The sequence below is a fragment of the Streptomyces rishiriensis genome (assembly GCF_003112535.1).
Taxonomy (GTDB): domain Bacteria; phylum Actinomycetota; class Actinomycetes; order Streptomycetales; family Streptomycetaceae; genus Streptomyces; species Streptomyces rishiriensis.
In genome coordinates this window covers 92206-110040 of sequence record NZ_BEWA01000005.1, presented here as the reverse complement: position 1 = coordinate 110040, position 17835 = coordinate 92206, and the positions used below count along the sequence as shown (strand labels likewise).

The 17835-nt window shown below is 74.2% G+C and carries 17 protein-coding genes; 8 read left to right on the top strand and 9 right to left on the bottom strand.

Annotation, left to right across the window (positions count from 1 at the left end):
• Positions 1-217: 217 nt before the first annotated feature.
• Positions 218-1099, top strand: a complete 882-nt coding sequence (locus Sri02f_RS08875; protein WP_109000986.1) for an SIS domain-containing protein — start codon at positions 218-220, stop codon at positions 1097-1099.
• A 125-nt stretch (positions 1100-1224) separates the two neighbouring features.
• On the top strand, positions 1225-2067 hold the full coding sequence (locus Sri02f_RS08870) for a ketose-bisphosphate aldolase (RefSeq protein WP_109000550.1): 843 nt from the start codon (positions 1225-1227) through the stop codon (positions 2065-2067).
• On the opposite strand, the gene Sri02f_RS08865 is transcribed toward Sri02f_RS08870, so the two are convergent.
• Complete coding sequence (locus Sri02f_RS08865; RefSeq protein WP_109000549.1) at positions 2054-3193, bottom strand: methyltransferase; 1140 nt, start codon at positions 3191-3193, stop codon at positions 2054-2056. The genes Sri02f_RS08870 and Sri02f_RS08865 overlap by 14 nt on opposite strands.
• A gap of 78 nt (positions 3194-3271) precedes the next feature.
• Here Sri02f_RS08865 and Sri02f_RS08860 point away from each other — a divergent pair, with 78 nt between their 5' ends.
• The 3 genes from Sri02f_RS08860 to Sri02f_RS08850 all read left to right on the top strand — a co-directional run bounded on the left by Sri02f_RS08860 (position 3272) and on the right by Sri02f_RS08850 (position 6207).
• Positions 3272-3934, top strand: a complete 663-nt coding sequence (locus Sri02f_RS08860) for an alpha-ketoglutarate-dependent dioxygenase AlkB family protein (RefSeq protein WP_109000548.1) — start codon at positions 3272-3274, stop codon at positions 3932-3934.
• Between the two features lie 28 nt (positions 3935-3962).
• Complete coding sequence (locus Sri02f_RS08855) at positions 3963-5207, top strand: ROK family protein (protein ID WP_109000547.1); 1245 nt, start codon at positions 3963-3965, stop codon at positions 5205-5207.
• Between the two features lie 97 nt (positions 5208-5304).
• Positions 5305-6207, top strand: a complete 903-nt coding sequence (locus Sri02f_RS08850) for an NAD(P)-dependent oxidoreductase (protein WP_109000546.1) — start codon at positions 5305-5307, stop codon at positions 6205-6207.
• A 73-nt stretch (positions 6208-6280) separates the two neighbouring features.
• On the opposite strand, the gene Sri02f_RS08845 is transcribed toward Sri02f_RS08850, so the two are convergent.
• From Sri02f_RS08845 to Sri02f_RS08830, 4 genes are all read right to left on the bottom strand, one after another.
• Positions 6281-6466, bottom strand: a complete 186-nt coding sequence (locus Sri02f_RS08845) for a DUF1272 domain-containing protein (protein ID WP_109000545.1) — start codon at positions 6464-6466, stop codon at positions 6281-6283.
• A 209-nt stretch (positions 6467-6675) separates the two neighbouring features.
• Positions 6676-9144 (bottom strand): excinuclease ABC subunit UvrA, encoded by a 2469-nt coding sequence (uvrA, locus tag Sri02f_RS08840; RefSeq protein ID WP_109000544.1) that lies wholly within the window; start codon positions 9142-9144, stop codon positions 6676-6678.
• 123 nt (positions 9145-9267) lie between these two features.
• Positions 9268-9879 (bottom strand): DUF4865 family protein, encoded by a 612-nt coding sequence (locus tag Sri02f_RS08835; protein WP_109000543.1) that lies wholly within the window; start codon positions 9877-9879, stop codon positions 9268-9270.
• A complete protein-coding gene (locus Sri02f_RS08830; protein WP_245970562.1) occupies positions 9855-10454 on the bottom strand; it encodes a TetR/AcrR family transcriptional regulator in 600 nt (199 codons plus the stop codon). The genes Sri02f_RS08835 and Sri02f_RS08830 overlap by 25 nt, the downstream gene beginning before the upstream one ends.
• Before the next feature lie 150 nt (positions 10455-10604).
• Here Sri02f_RS08830 and Sri02f_RS08825 point away from each other — a divergent pair, with 150 nt between their 5' ends.
• On the top strand, positions 10605-10880 hold the full coding sequence (locus Sri02f_RS08825; protein WP_109000541.1) for an SHOCT domain-containing protein: 276 nt from the start codon (positions 10605-10607) through the stop codon (positions 10878-10880).
• Between the two features lie 144 nt (positions 10881-11024).
• On the opposite strand, the gene Sri02f_RS08820 is transcribed toward Sri02f_RS08825, so the two are convergent.
• Together Sri02f_RS08820 and Sri02f_RS08815 are read right to left on the bottom strand one after the other, a co-directional pair.
• On the bottom strand, positions 11025-11561 hold the full coding sequence (locus Sri02f_RS08820; protein WP_174855613.1) for an ATP-binding protein: 537 nt from the start codon (positions 11559-11561) through the stop codon (positions 11025-11027).
• Between the two features lie 216 nt (positions 11562-11777).
• Positions 11778-12101 carry a hypothetical protein gene (locus Sri02f_RS08815; RefSeq protein WP_109000540.1) on the bottom strand — a complete coding sequence of 108 codons (324 nt, stop codon included), beginning with the start codon at positions 12099-12101 and terminating at the stop codon, positions 11778-11780.
• Between the two features lie 345 nt (positions 12102-12446).
• On the opposite strand from Sri02f_RS08815, the gene cds1 reads away from it, so the two are divergent.
• Complete coding sequence (cds1, locus tag Sri02f_RS08810; protein WP_109000539.1) at positions 12447-13571, top strand: L-cysteine desulfhydrase Cds1; 1125 nt, start codon at positions 12447-12449, stop codon at positions 13569-13571.
• 29 nt (positions 13572-13600) lie between these two features.
• On the opposite strand, the gene Sri02f_RS08805 is transcribed toward cds1, so the two are convergent.
• Both Sri02f_RS08805 and Sri02f_RS08800 read right to left on the bottom strand, forming a co-directional pair.
• Positions 13601-14071 carry an SRPBCC family protein gene (locus Sri02f_RS08805; protein ID WP_109000538.1) on the bottom strand — a complete coding sequence of 157 codons (471 nt, stop codon included), beginning with the start codon at positions 14069-14071 and terminating at the stop codon, positions 13601-13603.
• A 52-nt stretch (positions 14072-14123) separates the two neighbouring features.
• On the bottom strand, positions 14124-14954 hold the full coding sequence (locus Sri02f_RS08800; RefSeq protein WP_069771991.1) for a DeoR/GlpR family DNA-binding transcription regulator: 831 nt from the start codon (positions 14952-14954) through the stop codon (positions 14124-14126).
• 367 nt (positions 14955-15321) lie between these two features.
• On the opposite strand from Sri02f_RS08800, the gene Sri02f_RS42635 reads away from it, so the two are divergent.
• Complete coding sequence (locus tag Sri02f_RS42635; RefSeq protein ID WP_245970595.1) at positions 15322-17829, top strand: alpha/beta hydrolase family protein; 2508 nt, start codon at positions 15322-15324, stop codon at positions 17827-17829.
• Positions 17830-17835: the final 6 nt, after the last annotated feature.

Sequence of the window (17835 nt, the reverse complement as noted above, 5' to 3'; positions counted from 1 at the left end):
CGGGACTCCGGGCAGGCGCGCGCCGCCGGCCCGGAGTCCCGGACCGCCGTGACCGCCCTCGCGGCCCGGCGCGCCGAAGTCCGGGGCCCCGTCTCCGCGCGGGGCGCGCCGCCGGTCGGCTCACCTCCCCGGCGCGGCCCGGACCGCCCGCACGGTTGTCGTGGTTCGAAGACCGCCTCTACCGTGCATGCACGACACCGTCGGCGAGAGGTGGGGCATGACGCACGTCGAGGACGAACTGGCCGACCAGCCCGCGTGCTGGAACCGGGCCGCGACCGAAGCCGCCGGGCACGCCGAGGAGTTGCCGAAGCCCGGGGAGCGGGTGGCGCTCGTGGGGTGCGGCACCTCCTGCTACATGGCCCAGGCCGCGGCAGCCCTGCGCGAGGGCGCGGGGCACGGCGAGACGGACGCCTTCGCCGCCTCGGAGTTCCCGCACGGCCGCCGCTACGACCGGGTGGTCGCCCTGACCCGCTCCGGAACCACCACCGAGGTCCTCGACCTGCTCGCCCGGCTGCGTGGACGCACCGCCACGACCGCCATCACCGCCGACCCGGACACCCCGGTCGCGACCGCCGCCGACCACGTCGTCGTCCTGGACCACGCCGACGAACGCTCCGTCGTGCAGACCCGGTTCGCCACCACCGCGCTCACCCTGCTCCGCACCCACCTGGGACTGCACACCGGCGCCGTCGTCGAGGACGCTCGCACCGCGCTCGCCGAGCCGCTGCCCCAAGGCCTCGCGGACTGCGCGCAGTTCACCTTCCTGGGGCGGGGGTGGACGGTCGGCCTCGCGAACGAGGCCGCGCTGAAGATGCGCGAGGCCTCGCTGTCCTGGACGGAGGCCTACTCCGCCATGGAGTACCGGCACGGTCCCATCAGCATCAGCGCCGAGGGCACGGCCGTCTGGATGTTCGGGGAGGCGCCGCACGGCCTCGCCGAGGAAGTGCGCGCCACCGGCGCGCTGTGGGTCGCCGGAACTCTGGACCCCCTCGCCGAACTGGTCCGGGCCCAGCGCCTCGCCGTCGCACTCGCCGCCGCGCGCGGCCTCGATCCGGACCGCCCGCGCCACCTCGCCCGCTCGGTGATCCTCGCCCCCTGAGGCCCAGCGCCGAAGCGCCCCGAGCACCCCGAGCGCGGCCAAGCACCCCAACGCGGCCAAGCGTCCCAAGCGCCTCAGGCGTCCCCAGCACGCGAAACTCCGGAAGCACCCGAAGAGGAGACGCCGTGCCTCTCACCACCACCGGCGAGCTGGTCACCCGGGCCCGCGCGGCCCGGACCGCCGTCGCGGCCTTCAACATCATCACGCTGGAACACGTCGAGGCCGTCGTCGCGGGGGCGGAGGCGGCCGGCGCACCCGTCGTGCTCCAGGTCAGCGAGAACGCCGTCAGGTTCCGTCAGGGGCGGGTGCTGCCGCTGGCCCGTGCGGCCGCCGTCGCCGCCGAACGGGCCCTCGTGCCGGTCGCGTTGCACCTCGATCACGTCCAGAGCGACCCACTGCTCGGACAGGCCGCCGACGCGGGCTTCAGCTCCGTCATGTACGACGCCTCCCGGCTGCCGTACGAGGCCAACCTCGCCGCGACCCGCGCCGCCGCCGACCGGGCGCACGCTCAAGGGCTCTGGATCGAGGCGGAGCTGGGCGAGATCGGCGGCAAGGGGGCGCATGTCGCCGGGGCCCGCACGGACCCGGACGAGGCCCGCGCGTTCGTCACGGAGTCGGGGGTGGACGCCCTGGCGGTGGCCGTCGGCAGCGTCCATGCGATGACCGCCCGGACGGCCGCCCTCGACCACCGACTGATCGGGCGGCTGGGCGCGGCCCTCGACGTGCCGCTCGTCCTGCACGGCTCCTCCGGAGTCCCCGACCACGAGCTGCGGGCGGCCGTCGCCGGCGGCGTCGCCAAGGTCAACGTCGGCACCGCGCTCAACCAGGCCATGACCGGCGCGATCCGCGCGTACCTGGAGGCGCACCCCGACGCGGTCGACGCCCGCCGCTACCTGAGCGCCGGCCGCGAGGCCATGGCGCGCGCCGTCGAGCGGATCCTCGTCGGGGTGGGGCTCACCCGGGCCTGACCGCCCTCAGCACCACGAACTTGCGGTCGCCGGCGACCGTCTCGCAGGCGCCGAACAGCCGCTTCAGCTTGACGTGGTAGCCCAGGTGCCGGTTGCCCACCACCCACAGTTCGCCGCCCGGTCGCAGCGCGCGCCGCGCCCCGGTGAACATGCGCCACGCCGTCGCGTCCGTCGTGGCCTGGTGGGAGTGGAACGGCGGGTTGTTCAGCACGACGTCCACACTGCCGTCCGCCACCCCCGCCAGCCCGTCGCCGACCCGGAACTCGGCGTGCCCCGGCACCCCGTTCGCCTTGTAGGTGGCCTCCGCCGACGCCACCGCCTGGAACGACTCGTCCGTGAACAGCACCTCGGCGGCCGGGTCGGCCAGCGCCACCGCCGTGCCGACGATCCCGTTGCCGCAGCCCAGGTCGACGACCCGGCGCCCGCCCGTCGTCCTCGGCAGATGCCGCAGAAAGAACCGGGTGCCGATGTCGAGCCGCTCGGCGCAGAACACTCCGGCGTGATTGACGACCGGACGGCCCGAAAGAGCGCCGCCGACGTCGTCGGGCAGATCGTAGGTGTGCGGCCAGGGGTTGCGGGGCCGCTTCAGCGACGGATCCGGGGTGCAGAACACCAGCCGCGCCTTCTGCTCGGCGAGAGAGGTCCGGGTCGGCCCGATGATCCGCTCGAACAGCCGCAGCGTCGAGGTGTGGATCTCCTTCACCATGCCGGCGCCGACGACGACGGTGTCCGCGTGCACGGCCGGCGCCAGCCGCAGCAGCTGGTCCTCCAGCAGTGCGAGGCTCTTGGGCACCCTGACCAGCAGCACGTCGATCCGCTCCGGCACCGGGTCCTGGGTGGTGAGCAGCCGCACGGCGCCGGTCTCGACGCCGGCCCGCGCGAGGTTCCCCCGAGTCGCCTCCTGCCCCAGCCACGAGTCGGTGATCTGGGTCGGGCGGTGCGCCGCGAGCGCCGTGACCAGCGCGCCCCAGCGGTCGCCGAACACCACCACGTCGCCGGACGGCGGAACGTCCCGCGCCGCGAGATGTCTGAGCAGATACGCGTCGGCGGCGTCCCAGGCGCGCAGCGTCTCGCGCGGGTCCTCGGGGAAGCGGGCCAGGGCGACCTCGCCCCACGGCGTCGTCATAGCGTCGTTCATCGTGGGTCAAGGCTAGCCGAGCCGCAGATCAGGCCGGGTGCCGGAGACGAGGAGGAGGATGGGGGCATGGACACCGAGCTGTTTCCGCGGGAGCGGGCGCAGGTCGCGCCCGGTGCGGTGCATCTGCCCGACTGGCTGGACGCCGCCCGTCAGCGCGAGCTGCTGCGGGCCTGCCGGGAGTGGGCCCGCCCTCCGGCCGGCCTGCGCACGGTCCGCACACCCGGCGGTGGCGTCATGACCGCGCGCCAGGTCTGCCTGGGTTGGCACTGGTACCCGTACGCCTACGCCCGCACGGTCGCCGACGGCGACGGCACGCCCGTCAAACCCTTCCCGGCCTGGCTGGGCGAGCTGGGCCGGCGCGCCGTGTCCGACGCGCTGGGCCCGGCGGAGGCCGCCGGCGCCGCCTACGACATCGCGTTGATCAACTTCTACGAGGGCGACGCCCGGATGGGCATGCACCGTGACGCCGACGAGCGCGCCACGGCGCCCGTCGTCTCCTTCAGCCTCGGCGACGCCTGCGTCTTCCGCTTCGGCAACACACGGACGCGGACCCGCCCCTACACGGACGTCGAACTGCGCAGCGGCGACCTGTTCGTGTTCGGGGGAGCGTCCAGGCTCGCCTATCACGGGGTGCCGCGGGTGCTGCCGGGCACGGCCCCGGCCGGGCTGGGTCTGACCGGACGGCTGAACGTCACCCTGCGCGTCAGTGGCTTCCCGGACGCCTCCTGACGAAGCGGATCATGGGAGACTCGCCCTCATGAGCGGCAAGGCGGACCCCCGGCCGGCGGGGGAAGGGACCACCTCGAGGGCGCGGTTGGACCGGGGGCGCGGAGCGCTCGGGCCCGCGTTGGAGCTCGTGCACACCGGGCGGGCGCCCACCCGCGCCGTGCTCACCGCGGAACTCGGCGTCACCCGGGCGACGGCGGGCGCGGTCGCCGCGGAGCTGGAGGCGCTGGGGCTGATCCGGGTGGACGCGCGGCCCGCCGCGGCCGCGGGTTCGCAGGGCCGCCCCTCGCACCGGCTGGAAGTGGCGCGCGAAGGTCCGGTCGTGCTGGCCGCCCAGGTCCACTCCGACGGGTTCCGGGCCGCGCTGGTCGGCCTCGGCGGCCGGATCGTCGCCACGACGCCCAGCTGCGAGACCGTCGACGCCGACCCGGCCAAGGTCCTCGGCGCCGCCGTCGACGCCGGGGCGGAACTGCTGCGGCGGACCGGCAGGCGCTGTGTGGGCGCCGGCCTCGCCGTGCCGTCCGCCGTCACCGAACCCGAGGGGCTGGCGCTGAACCCGCTGCACCTTGCGTGGCCCGCGGGGGCGCCGGTCCGGGAGATCTTCGCCGAGAGGATCAGGGCCGCGGGCGTCCCCGGTCCCGCCTTCGCGGCCAACGACGTCAATCTCGCCGCCCTCGCCGAGCACCGCCACGGTGCGGGACGCGGCGCCCGCGATCTGCTGTGCGTGGCCACCGGGCACCGGGGCGTCGGTGGCGCGCTGGTGCTCGACGGCCGTCTGCACACCGGCAGTTCGGGCCTCGCCCTGGAAGTCGGCCACCTCACCGTCAACCCCGAGGGCCGGCCCTGTCACTGCGGCAGCCGCGGCTGCCTCGACGTCGAGGCCGATCCGCTCGCCCTGCTCACCGCGGCCGGCCGCGAGCCCGGCCCGGAGGGCTCCCTGCTGCAGCAGGCCAACGAACTGATCCGCGAGGAGTACGGCGATCCGGTCGTCCGCACGGCCGCCGAGGCTCTGATCGACCGGCTCGGACTGGGCCTGGCGGGCCTGGTGAACATCCTCAACCCCGACCGCATCGTCCTCGGCGGTCTGCACGGCACCCTCCTGGACGCCGACCCCGGCCGGCTGCGCGCGGTCGTCTCGGACCGCAGTCTGTGGGGCCACAGCGGCGGGGTGCCCATCCTCGCCTGCTCCCTCGACCACAACAGCCTGGTGGGCGCGGCCGAGCTGGCCTGGCAGCCGGTGCTGGACGACCCGCTGGGCGCGCTGCTCGCCGGGTGAGACACGGGGCCCGCCGGGGGCCCGCGCAGGCCGCGGTCGGCGGCACCGGGCGTGGCCGGACGGTCTGGTCCGCGCCGCGTCGAAGTAGGTTGGCGGCATGACAGACAACCTGACCGTGAGCGTCCTCGGCACAGGCATCATGGGCGCGGCGATGGCCCGCAACCTGGCCCGGGCCGGCCACACCGTGCGCGCCTGGAACCGCACCCGCGCCAAGGCGGAGCCGCTCGCCGCGGACGGCGTGCACGTCGTCGACACCCCCGCCGCGGCCGTCGAGGGCGCGGACGTCGTCCTGACCATGCTCTACGACGGCCCTGCCGTGCTGGACGTCATGCGCGAAGCGGCGCCCGCACTGCGCGCCGGGGCGGCCTGGGTGCAGTCGACGACCGTCGGGATCGAGGCCGTCGGCGACCTGGCAGCCTTCGCCCGCGCCCACGACCTCGTCTTCTTCGACGCGCCCGTGCTGGGCACCCGCCAGCCCGCCGAGGCCGGTCAGCTGACCGTGCTCGCGGCGGGACCGCCGGCCGGCCGCGACGCGGTGGCCCCCGTCCTGGAGGCCGTCGGCGCGCGGACCGTGTGGACCGGCGAGGACGGCGCCGAGGGCAGCGCCACCCGCCTGAAACTGGTGGCCAACAGCTGGGTCATCGCGGCCACCGCCGCGGCCGGCGAGGTCCTCGCCCTGTCGCAGGCCCTGGGTGTCGACCCGCACGCGTTCTTCGAGCTGATCGCGGGCGGCCCGCTCGACATGGGATACCTGAAGGCGAAGACGGCTCTGGTCCTCGACGACCGGCTCTCGCCCGCCCAGTTCGCGGTGACGACGGCCGCCAAGGACGCGCGTCTGATCGTCGAGGCCGGCCGCGAGAACGGGGTCCGGCTGGACGTGGCGGTGGCGAGCGCCGAGCGGCTGGAACGCGCCGCCGCGCAGGGGCACGGCGACGAGGACATGGTCGCCGCGTACTTCGCCAGCTTCGACGACGGGGCCCGATCCGAGGGCGACGCCTGACCCGGGACCGACGACCGCCGGACGAGCTGCGCGCACCCCGACCCCTGCTGCCGCCGGGCGGACCGCCGAGGGGTCACGCGGCCGGGGCTCGCCGGGGCCGGGGGGTCAGCTCGCCCCCGCAGTCGGGGCAGACGTCGCCCATGGCCTCGGCGCAGGGCATGCAGAACGTGCACTCGTAGGAGCAGATCCGGGCCGGCGCGTCGGGCGGCAGGGCGGTCGTCGTACAGCGCTCGCAGTGGTCGCGCATCTCCAGGGCCATGGCTGTCCTGCTCCTCACCTGCGGCTTCGTCGTCGTCCGGCGTCGTCCGTCGACCGCCATCCTCGCCCGGGCCGCCCGCCCCGGACAGCGTCTCGACGGGACAGACGTCGATCCGATCGGGCCATGACCGAGACGGGCCAGGGCGTGTCGAAGATGTCCGCACAGTGGGACATGGCCGGCTGACCGGTGCTCGGCCCCTCGCGCAGTCGTCAGGGGTGCGCGAGCCGGGCCGCGAGATAGGGGGCGGTGGCGCTGCGGCGGGCCCTCGCCACCTTGGCCGGCGGGCCCGCCGCGACCACCCGCCCGCCCGCGTCGCCGCCGCCCGGCCCGAGGTCGATGACCCAGTCGGCGGTGGCGATCGTGTCCAGGTCGTGCTCGACGAGGACGACCGTGTTGCCGGCGTCGACGAGCCGGTGCAGCTGTCGCAGCAGCAGCGCGATGTCCGAGGGGTGCAGCCCCGCCGTCGGCTCGTCGAGCAGGTAGAGCGCGTGCCCGCGGCGGGCGCGCTGCAGTTCGGTGGCCAGCTTGATGCGTTGCGCCTCACCACCGCTGAGTTCCGTCGCGGGCTGCCCCAGCCGCAGGTACCCCAGTCCCACCTCGCGCAGCGTCTCCAGACTGCGGGAGGCGGCCGGGACGGCGGACAGGAACGTGGCGGCGGAGTCGACGGACAGTGCCAGCACTTCCGCGATGTTCTTGCCGCGGTAGGTGACTTCCAGCGTTTCGGCGTTGTACCGGGCGCCCTGGCAGGTCGGGCACGGCGCGTAGGTGCCGGGCAGGAACAGCAGCTCCACCGCGACGAATCCCTCGCCCTGGCAGGTCTCGCACCGCCCTTCGGGCACGTTGAAGGAGAACCGCCCGGCCGAGTAGCCGCGCGCCCTGGCCTCGTCCGTCGCCGCGTACAGCTTGCGCACCGCGTCGAACATCCCCGTGTACGTGGCCAGGTTGGACCGGGGAGTCCGGCCGATGGGCCGTTGGTCGACCAGGACCAGCCGGTCGAACGACTCGACCCCCGACGCGTCCTGGACGTCGACCTCCAGCCGCGCCTCGTCGGGCTCCTCGGGTGCGAGTCCGAGGTGGCCGCGGACGACCTCGGCGAGCACCTGCGTCACCAGCGTCGACTTTCCGGAACCGGACACGCCCGTCACCGCCGTCAGTACGCAGAGCGGCACCTCGACGGACACGTCGCGCAGATTGTGGCGGGAGACGCCGCGCAGGCGCAGCCGGCCGTGCGGGGTGCGCGGGCGGTGATCGAGCGGCTGGGCCCGCCCGAACAGGTACTGGCTCGTGGCCGACTCACCCACCCGCTCGAGACCGGCGACCGGGCCGCTGTACAGCACGCGCCCGCCGCCCTCGCCCGCGCCGGGACCGATGTCCACCACCCAGTCCGCCCGCCGTACGACGTCCATGTCGTGTTCCACGACGAACAGCGAGTTGCCCGCCGCCTTGAGGCGGTCCAGCACGTCCAGCAGCGGTTCCGCGTCAGCCGGGTGCAGGCCCGCGGAGGGTTCGTCGAGGACGTAGACGACGCCGAACAGCCCCGAGCGCAGCTGGGTGGCGATCCGCAGACGTTGCGCCTCGCCGGGCGACAGGGTCGTCGAACGGCGCCCGAGGCCGAGATATCCGAGGCCCAGGTCGAGGAGTACGTCGACCCGCGCGACCAGATCGCCGCAGATCCGGACCGCGACCTCGGTCGTCTCCCCGGATCGGGCGGTCGACGTGGTGGCGTCGGCCTCGGGCCGCCCCGCGACGGGCCGCAGCAGCCCCACGACCTCGGTGAGCGGCATCGCGTTGATCTCGGCGATGGACCGTCCGGCGAAGGTCACGGCGAGCGCCTCGGGCCGCAGTCCGCTGCCGTGGCACTCGGGGCAGGGCACGCTCCTGACGAACCGGAGCGCCCGTTCGCGCATCTTCTCGCTCTTGGAGTCGGCGAGGACGTGCATGACGTGCTTGCGGGCACTCCAGAACTTGCCCTGGTAGCCGTAGTCGACGCGGTCCTCCTCCGGCTCGATGTACACGGAGGGCTGCTCGTCCGTGTACAGCAGCCAGTCCCGGTCCTTCTTCCTGAGCCTGCGCCACGGCCGGTCGATGTCGATCCCCAGGCCGTTCACGACACTGCGCAGGTTGGCGCCCTGCCAGGCGCCCGGCCAGGCGGCGATCGCCCCCTCGCGGATGCTCAGCGAGGGGTCCGGGACGAGCAGGTCCTCGGCGACGTCGTGCACGACGCCCAGTCCGTGGCACTCCGGGCAGGCGCCGGCCGCGGTGTTGGGCGAGAACGACTCGGCCTCCAGCCGGGCGGCCCCGGGCGGATAGGTGCCGGCGCGGGAGTACAGCATGCGCAGCAGATTGGACAGCGTGGTGAGGGTGCCGACCGTCGAGCGCGAGCTGGGCGACCCGCGTCGCTGCTGCAGGGCCACGGCCGGCGGCAGTCCGGTGATCTCCTGCACGTGCGGCGCGCCGACCTGGTGCAACAGCCTTCGGGCGTACGGCGCCACGGACTCGAAGTAGCGCCGCTGGGCCTCCGCGTACAGCGTGCCGAACGCGAGCGAGGACTTGCCCGAACCGGAGACGCCGGTGAAGGCGACCATCGCGTCCCGCGGAACGTCGACATCGATGTTCCGCAGGTTGTTCTCACTGGCGCCCCGGACATGCACGAAGAGGTCGTTCGCGTCCTTGTCCACCGTTCCTGATTACCTGATCGCGCCGGGAACCGCGCGGCAGGCGCCGTCACGGGCCCCGCTCACACGAGAATCCGGAGAGCCCCGGTACGCGTCGCTCCCAGGAGAGGGCCGTGCGCACCGCGCTCACCACTGCCGGCCCCGGGGCAGCGCGGCCCGCTCCGGCGCGGACAGATGCAGCACCTGGAACACGTCGCCCTCGGCCTTCGGCGTGCCGTGCTCCCGGTCTTCCCGGCCTTCCGGGTGCTCCCAGAGCGAGAAGTGCACGGTCTCCCAGCGGCTCGTGTCCACGGCCGCGGCGGCGAGCACGGCCCCCTCCTGCCGTGCCAGCCGCCCCGCCTCGTCCACCGCCTCCTGCACGGCCTCGGCGAGCACCGCCGCGTCCGGCACCGGCCGCCGCCGTCGTACGGCGAACCGTGCGGGCGCACCGGCGGCCACGCCCTCCTCGTAGGCGAGGCCGGTCCACTGCCGCGCCCGCGGACGGCCGAAGTCGTCGCTCAGTCTCTGGAAACCGCCGCCCCACAGGAAGGCGTTCATGCCGTCCACCGCGTTCCACAGGTAGAACGGCGCGTACTGGTTGACCGGCGAACCGTGCACACCGCGCTCGCGCAGCAGGTACGCCTTCAGGCCGAGGCCCGGCCAGTCGTCGAGGAGATGTCCCCTGCGGGACACGCGTGTGCGGATGATCTCCGTGTCGTAGTCGGCGGGCAGCGTCAGCTCGTACTGCAGGGCGTGCACGGGGCCTCCTGGTCGGTCGGACAGGGTGCGAGAAGGGAGAGCAGTCCGCGGACGGCGGCGTCGAAGTCGCCCGGCGAACCGGAGGCCCGGGCCAGGACGTACCCGCCCTGCACGGTGGCGACGACGGTCGCGGCGATCGCCTCGCCGTCCAGCCCGGGCGCGAACTGGCCCTGTTCCAGGCCCTCTTCGACGATCCCCGCCAGCCGTTCACGGATCCAGTCGATCGTCTCGTCGACCGGTTCGCGCAGCTCGTCGCTCGCGACGACCTCCGGATCCATCGTCAGCCGGCCGATCGGGCAGCCGCGCAGCACGTCCCGCTCGCGCAGCAGATACGCCCTGATGCGCTCGTACGGCGTCCCCGGCCCGTCGAGGACGGCCGCGGCGGCGGCCCGCATCTCCTCGGCCGTCCGCCGGATCGCCGCGAGGGCGAGGTCGGGCTTGCCCTTGAAGTGGTGGTACATGCTGCCCTGCCCTGCGCCCGCCCGCTCCAGGATCGCCTTGGGGCTGGTGCCCACGTACCCGCGTTCCCACAGCAGCTCGCGGGTGGACTCGATCAGTCGCTCCGAGGTGCTCATGACGCCACTGTACATACTGGTAGTTACAGAAGGTGTACTCCCCAGGAGGTACATGAACTGCCGCTGGCGGTACGACGACCGGGGCTCCCTCCCGGCGCGACCCTCGAAACACCGCAGTGGACGAGGACCTCACCGAGGAGATGACCCGAGATGAACACCCTGGCGAACTGGGGCGGCGGCGGACCCGGCCCCTGGATCCTGTTCCTTCCGCTGATCTGGGCGGCCGTCGCCGTCGGCGTGGTCACCCTTGTGCGCCGCACGGTCGGGCGAGGCCGTCGCGGCCCCTGGGGCCCCGTGGATCGCCCCGCGGGCGACTCCCCGCTCGCCGTCCTCGGCCGGCGCTTCGCCTCCGGCGAGATCGACGAGGACGAGTACTGGCGCCGGGAGTCCGTCCTGGACGAACAGTTCGGCCGGCCCCGCCGCTAGGACGGTGCGCCCGGACGCGGTGCCCCGCCGCGAGGCGCCGTGTGCGCCGGGACGTCCCGTACCCCCGCGGAACGACGTGCGCCCGGCGGCCGCTCCGTGGAGGCAGGTCCACCGGGCGCACGTCCCAGGGGTTTCACCGCCCGGTCAGCCGACGACGGCCGACCGGGCGGGAGCGTGTGCGGGCACCAGGTCGTCGACGGAGACGACCTCCGCGAACAGGGGCGCGGTCTGCTCCCTGGGGGTGCGCCGGGTCGGCCGCGCCGACAGATCGCGCGTGGCGGAGGGCGCCGGGAGCGTGAACCACACGACCTTGCCGGACTCGCCGTCCGGCCGGGCGCCCCAGCTCTCACTGACCGCGGCCACCATCGCCAGGCCGCGCCCACAGGTGGCGAGAGCCTCGTGGTCGACGGACCCCACGACCGGCAGCCGCGGGTCGCGGTCCCGCACGGAGACGGTGAGCCGGTCCAGCAGCAGCTCCATCTCCACGACACACGTCTTGTCGGGCTGGGCGTGCAGGTGGACGTTGGTCAGCAGCTCCGTCACACCGAGCGCGGCCCGGTCTATCAACGGGTCCATATGCCAGTAACGCAATTGCGCCGATACGATTCTGCGGACCTGGCCGATCCGCGACGGCAGGGCCTGAAGCTCCACCATGCAGTGCCTGCTTGGGTTGGTGATCACGGCTGCGACTCCCCGACTGAGGTCCGGAAGAACACGGAGTTCGGATCGAGCAGGGCGTCTGCGCAAGGCGGCCGCCTGCTGTCATGGCCGGCGGGCTGGTTCGCAGCGTTATCGCCGGTACACCCAGAGTGACGTGAGATCAGAGTGACGCAGCGGATGGCGCACCGCAACTCGCGGTGGCCCGATCGCCGGGTCATCGTCCGATTCCGCGCGGGCTCAGCCGCCGCGCCCCGCCGCCCTGCGCACGGCCTCGATGAAGCGGCGCGCCGCCGGCGGTCCGGGCTCGCCCGGCGCCGGATCGTGGTCGCCGAGGGTCAGCAGGTACCGCTCGCCGTTGAGGTCGGCCAGTGCCCGGTCCTCCGAGGCGAACCAGGGCCGGGAGGCCCGGACCGCCTGCACGGGCGCACTGTCGATCTCGCTGCCGTAGCTGGTCAGCAGCTCAAGCCGGCCCTCGTTGATCCGGACCTGGCCGGCCCGGGTGAGCGAACGCAGCCGCTTGCCGATACGCACGCCCGTAGCCGTGAACTCCGGCTCCGCCATGCTTTCCCGCCCCCTCGCGATCGATCTCTCTCCTCTGATCCGGTGTGCGCCCCCGACCGGTACCCGGCTCCGGGCCGGGGCTCTCACCCCGTCCGGGGCCTTCGCCCCGCCCGGTGCAGTCTGCCCGCGCCCGGCGTCGAGCACCAGTGCGTGCAGCACTCCCGGCGCGCCGGCCGGAGCACTCGCGCGAATGCGCCCCCCTACCCGCCCCCGACCGCTCCCCAGGGCCGGCTTTGAGGACGTCAAAGGTGTGTTTATGCAGGTGAGAAGCGTGCGGAAGGTGTTTATGATCGATACGTCGGCCGCGCGGACCCCCGTCGGCGCGAAGCCTGAAGGAGCCCCGCCGTGACCACCTCCCCGCCCGCCAGGACCGGCGCCACCCTCGATGTCGACCGCAGTGACACCGCCTACCGCGACTGGCTGAAAGAGGCCGTCCGCAAGGTCCAGGCGGACGCCAACCGCTCGGCCGACACGCATCTGCTGCGCTTCCCGCTGCCCGAGCGGTGGGGCATCGACCTCTATCTCAAGGACGAGTCGACCCACCCCACCGGGAGCCTCAAGCACCGCCTCGCCCGCTCCCTCTTCCTCTACGGTCTGTGCAACGGCTGGATCCGGCCGGACCGCCCGGTGATCGAGGCGTCCAGCGGCTCGACGGCCGTGTCCGAGGCCTACTTCGCCAAGCTGATCGGCGTGCCCTTCATCGCCGTCATGCCGCGTACGACGAGCGCCGAGAAGATCCGCCTGATCGAGTTCCACGGCGGCCGGTGCCACTTCGTCGACGACTCACGCACCCTGTACGAGGAGTCGGCCCGCCTCGCGGCGGACGGCGGCGGCCACTACATGGACCAGTTCACCTACGCCGAGCGGGCCACGGACTGGCGCGGGAACAACAACATCGCCGAATCCATCTTCCGCCAGCTGGAGTTGGAGCGCTTTCCGGAACCCGCGTGGATCGTCGCCACGGCCGGCACCGGCGGTACCTCCGCGACCCTCGCGCGTTTCATCCACTACACGCAGCGCGACACCCGCGTCTGCGTCGCCGACCCGGAGAACTCGTGCTTCTTCGAGGGCTGGACCACCGGCGATCCGGACGTCACCTGCGACTGCGGCTCGCGCATCGAGGGCATCGGCCGGCCGCGCATGGAACCGAGCTTCGTGCCCGGGGCCGTCGACCGGATGATGAAGGTTCCCGACGCGGCCAGCGTCGCCGCCGTGCGCGCGCTGGAACAGGCCATCGGCCGCAAGGCGGGCGGCTCCACGGGCACCGGGCTGTGGAGCGCGCTCAAGATCGTCGCCGAGATGGTGGCGGACGGCCGCCAGGGCAGCGTGGTCACCCTGCTGTGCGACCCGGGCGACCGCTATCTCGACAAGTACTACTCCGACGCCTGGCTCGCCGAGCAGGGCCTGGACATCGCCCCCTACACGGCCGCGATCGAGTCACTGCTGGCCACCGGCGTATGGCCGCGGTGACGTCCGGCCCGTGACGACCCGGCCGGTCCTCACCGGGCGAGCCGCCGGTCCAGGGCGGCGACGGCTTCCCGGAAGGACCGCCCCAGACCGGGCCGCGCCAGTCGCACCACGCCCCGGAACACGGCCGTTCCATCCGTCGCGAAGGTCCACCGCACCCGGGTGCCGCCGTCCGCGGGCGTCAGCCGCCACTCCTCGACGAGCGCCCGCACCCCCGGCACGCCGGTGGCGTCCACGCGGTAGGCGTACAGTTCCGAAGGCTTCGCCGCGAGGACCGTCTCCCGGAACCGGGTGCCGCCCCACAGACGGACGTCGCGCCCCCCGCCGCCGTCCAGCGGCTGGACGGCGGTCACGGCCGGGAACCATTCGGACCAGCCCGCGACGTCGTCCGCGAGGGCCCGGTAGACCCGCTCCGGGGGAGCCGAGACCTCCCGGGCGAAGACCATGCGCACGGGAGCGATATCGACGAAGTCGAGCCCTTCCGGGCGCAGACGACGGGCCATGGCGGCACGAACCCCCTCGGTCGACGGGTGGGTCACCCTAGCCGCAGCTCCGTCAGATGTCTGCATCCTCGTCGGGCTCGCCCGCGACGACCAGACGCCGCAGGTGCTCGGAGATCTCCGCGCGCGCCGCGCCCGGCAGCCCCGCGTCCGTCACCAGGGTGTCCACCTGTTCCAGCGCGGCGAACGAACTCAGCCCCACCACACCCCACTTGGTGTGGTCCGCGACCACCACGACCCGCCGCGCCGACTGCACCAGACGCCGGTTGGTCTCGGCCTCCGCCAGGTTCGGCGTCGACAGCCCGGCCTCCGCCGATATGCCGTGCACGCCGAGGAACAGCACGTCGAAGTGGAGCGCCGCGATGGCCTGGTCGGCCACCGGACCCACCAGCGAGTCCGACGGGGTGCGCACCCCGCCGGTCAGCACGACCGTGGCCGCGCCCTGCCGCGGGCCGGAGGTGCGCTGCGCCATGTGGAAGACGTCCGCCACCCGCACCGAGTTGGTGACCACCGTCAGGTCCGGCAGGTCCACCAGATGGTGCGCCAGCGCGTAGGTCGTCGTACCGCCCGACAGCGCGATCGCGCTGCCCGGGGTGACGAGCTGCGCCGCGGCCTTCGCGATGTCCTCCTTCGCGGTCAGCTCCAGGCCGGACTTCGCCTCGAAGCCCGGCTCGTGCGTACTCGCCTCCATGACGGGCACCGCGCCGCCGTGCACCTTCTCCAGCACGCCCTGACGCGCCAGCGCGTCCAGATCGCGGCGCACCGTCATGTCCGACACGCCGAGCTTGCGGGTCAGCTCGTTGACCCGGACACCGCCACGACGACGGACCTCGTCCAGGATGAGGGCGCGGCGCTGCTCCGCGAGGAGGTTCTGATTCTCACTCACGTACGCTCCGGTCCTTTCCCTCGTACCGTCCGACAAGCCCGCTCACCTGCTCCGACGAGGCCGTGACGGCAGGCGCCGGTGTGCGGGCGTCCCATCCTCGCACGGCCTGCCGAGGGACATGCCACCACCCCGTCGCGGTCATGTCACCCACGGTGTTCCCCCTCCGTCCGCGCGCGTCCGTCGCCCGCTCCGGGGAGATTCCGTGACGGGAGGTGTATCACGCGCCCCGAGCGGCGATCCTTATGCCCGCACGGACACATGTCGACGGCGTGTCACGGGGGAAGTGCCAACAGTGAAACGTGCCGGTACAGGCGGAGCCGCCCTGGAACTCCTGGTCCACGGCGTGGGCGGCGCCACGCCCGAGAAGATGCTGAACGATCCGCGCACCGTGCGGATCACCGGTGACGACACGGCGGCCGTCTACCGGCGAGCCGACGACGTCACCGCGGACACCGGCCCCGCCGACGACCGCCGCCGCGACGCCCCCGTCCCCGAGGCCTACGTCTGGTCCAACCTCACCTCCGGCAACGGCACCCGTGCGCTGTGGCTGTTGCTGCTGCCGTTCATGGTCGTCAACCTCGCCCACTGGATGCGCCCCGCCGCGCGCGAACGCATCCGCGCGGTGCGCCTGTACGGCCTGCTGGTGCGGCTGGCGGCGCTGAGCCTGACGGTGCTGCTCGTCGCCGCGGCCTGCGAGGTCGCCCTCGACCTGACCGCCTGGCAGTGCGCGGGCACGCCCGCGTGCGCGCGCCGCCACTCCTGGCTGGGCTTTCTGTCGCCGGCGGCCTCGAACGACGGCTGGTGGAGCGAGCCGGGACGCCGACTGGCCCTCGCGGCCCTGGTCCCCGCCGCCCTCGTCGGCCTCCTCTGGTACCTCTCCCATCGCACCTGGCGGGCGTACGAGTCCCAGGAACCCCTCGACCGCACGCCCGAAGCGGAGAACGGCCCCGGACACACCGCACTCAGCCGGCCGGGCTTCTGGTACGGGCGCCGTCTGGTGGCCCGGCTGCGCGCGGCGCACACCGCGGCCGGCCTGCTGACGGTGGCCGCCGCGGTCGGCTCCGCGGCCGTGCGCCAGGACCGCGGAACCGGCGGCCCGGCCCTCCTCGACGTCCTGGGCCGGCTGCTGGCCGCCTCCCTGGCCGCGGGCGCGCTGGCCACGGTGTGGGTGGTGTGCCGCCGGGGCCGCAGCGAACACCGGCTGGACCGCCGTCTCGACGCCCACCTCGTGCACCTGCTGCCGTCGGCCGCCCTCGTCCTCCTGGTCCTCACGCTGGCGTACGCCGGCTGGGAGCGCCCCGGCTGGCACTCCGACGGCCGCCTGCCGGGCGACGCGGCCTTCGGCGCGCTCGCGCTCGCGCAGGGGGCGCTGGTCGTCGCCCTCGCGGTCGTCGCCCGCCTCCTGCACCGCTGCCCACGGGAACGCCCGGCCACGGCGCGCCGCGGTCCGACGGCCACGCCCGGATCGCTTGCTTCGGCTCCGGACGCCCCGGGAGGGACCGGCGTCGGCCTGCGCGGGGTGTCCGTGTCGCGCGACCCCGGTCCGCTCGCCGTCGTTCTGCGAGAGGCCCCGGTGTCACGTGAGGCGGGTGCGGCGGCAGGCGGCCCGCCCGCGGCGTCCGAGCCCGCCGACCCGGGCCCGCCCGGCCTCGGCACGACGGGGCGACCCGAGGCGGGGCATCCCGATGCGGGACGGCCCGAGGGGAGCGCCGTCGCCTGGCTGGAGCGCTGCGCGCTGCACGGGCTGGCCGGCCCCGCCGTCGCGATGCTGGCCTGCGCGCTGGCCGGGGTGATGTCCGGCGGAGTCGCACAGCGTGTGTCGGACTGGCTGGACGGCACCGGCACCGGCCTCGACGGACCCCCGGTGGTGCTGACCTGGCAGGCGTCCGTGATCCCCGTGCTGCTCGTCGTCCTGCTGGTGCTGTGCGGACTCCTCGGCCGTCAGACCTGGCTGCTGGCCCGGGCGGAGCAGGCCAAGGTGCTCCAGGAGTACGGGGTGGAGCACGGCGACCCCGCGCGCACCCGCCGTATCGCCCGGGCCCGGGCGATGGCCGCCCTCACCGACCGCGGCCCGCTCCTCGTCGCCGTCGTCTCCACCGCGACGCTGCTGCTCGGCGCGGGAGCCGTCGTCGCCGCCCTCGGCACCGGAAGGACACCGGCCCGGGCCGCCGAGTCGGCGCAGCCCTTCGTGCACGGCGCCGCGCAGACCGCACAGGCGCTCGGCTCCTGGCTCATCGGCCTCGGCTTCGTCCTCTTCGTCACCTGGGGCCGGCGCGCCTACAAGGACGCCTCGGCGCGGCGCACCATCGGCATCCTCTGGGACGTCGGCACCTTCTGGCCGCGCGCCGCCCACCCGTTCGCCCCGCCCTGCTACGCCGAGCGCGCGGTGCCCGACCTGACCTGGCGGGTGGCCACCTGGACGCGCGCCACCGGCGGCCGCCTGGTCATCTCCGGCCACTCCCAGGGCAGTGTCCTGGCGGCCGCCGCGGCCTGGCAGCTCAAACCCTCCGACCGCAAACGGGTCGCCCTGCTCACCTACGGCTCCCCGATCGAGCGCCTCTACGGCCGCTGGTTCCCGGCTCACTTCGGCCCCGCGGCGCTCGCCGCGCTGCACGAGGACATCGCCTGCTGGCGCAACCTCCACCGGCTCACCGACCCCATCGGCGGCCCGGTCCGGCTGTCCGGCGAACACTGCGGCCCGCAGGTCGACCGTCCGCCGCTGACGGACCCGCTGGCCTACGGCCGGGACGCGGAACACCCGTTGCCCGCCCCCGTCCTCGGCCACTCCGACTACCAGGCGGACCCGGCGTTCGCGGAGGAACGCGAGCTGCTGCTGGGGCGGTTGCGGTCCCAGGTTCCCGTGCAGCGCACGTGAGGGGGA

Excerpts from the sequence above, each read along its gene's own strand:
- Sri02f_RS08850 (WP_109000546.1), top strand. The coding sequence starts at position 5,305 with ATGACAGACAACCTGACCGTGAGCGTCCTCGGCACAGGCATCATGGGC.
- Sri02f_RS08875 (WP_109000986.1), top strand. The coding sequence starts at position 218 with ATGACGCACGTCGAGGACGAACTGGCCGACCAGCCCGCGTGCTGGAAC.
- Sri02f_RS08805 (WP_109000538.1), bottom strand. The coding sequence starts at position 14,071 with ATGGCCCGTCGTCTGCGCCCGGAAGGGCTCGACTTCGTCGATATCGCT.
- Sri02f_RS42635 (WP_245970595.1), top strand. The coding sequence starts at position 15,322 with ATGCTGAACGATCCGCGCACCGTGCGGATCACCGGTGACGACACGGCG.
- Sri02f_RS08825 (WP_109000541.1), top strand. The coding sequence starts at position 10,605 with ATGAACACCCTGGCGAACTGGGGCGGCGGCGGACCCGGCCCCTGGATC.
- Sri02f_RS08815 (WP_109000540.1), bottom strand. The coding sequence starts at position 12,101 with ATGGCGGAGCCGGAGTTCACGGCTACGGGCGTGCGTATCGGCAAGCGG.
- Sri02f_RS08855 (WP_109000547.1), top strand. The coding sequence starts at position 3,963 with ATGAGCGGCAAGGCGGACCCCCGGCCGGCGGGGGAAGGGACCACCTCG.
- Sri02f_RS08830 (WP_245970562.1), bottom strand. The coding sequence starts at position 10,454 with ATGAGCACCTCGGAGCGACTGATCGAGTCCACCCGCGAGCTGCTGTGG.
- Sri02f_RS08860 (WP_109000548.1), top strand. The coding sequence starts at position 3,272 with ATGGACACCGAGCTGTTTCCGCGGGAGCGGGCGCAGGTCGCGCCCGGT.
- Sri02f_RS08865 (WP_109000549.1), bottom strand. The coding sequence starts at position 3,193 with ATGACGACGCCGTGGGGCGAGGTCGCCCTGGCCCGCTTCCCCGAGGAC.
- Sri02f_RS08845 (WP_109000545.1), bottom strand. The coding sequence starts at position 6,466 with ATGGCCCTGGAGATGCGCGACCACTGCGAGCGCTGTACGACGACCGCC.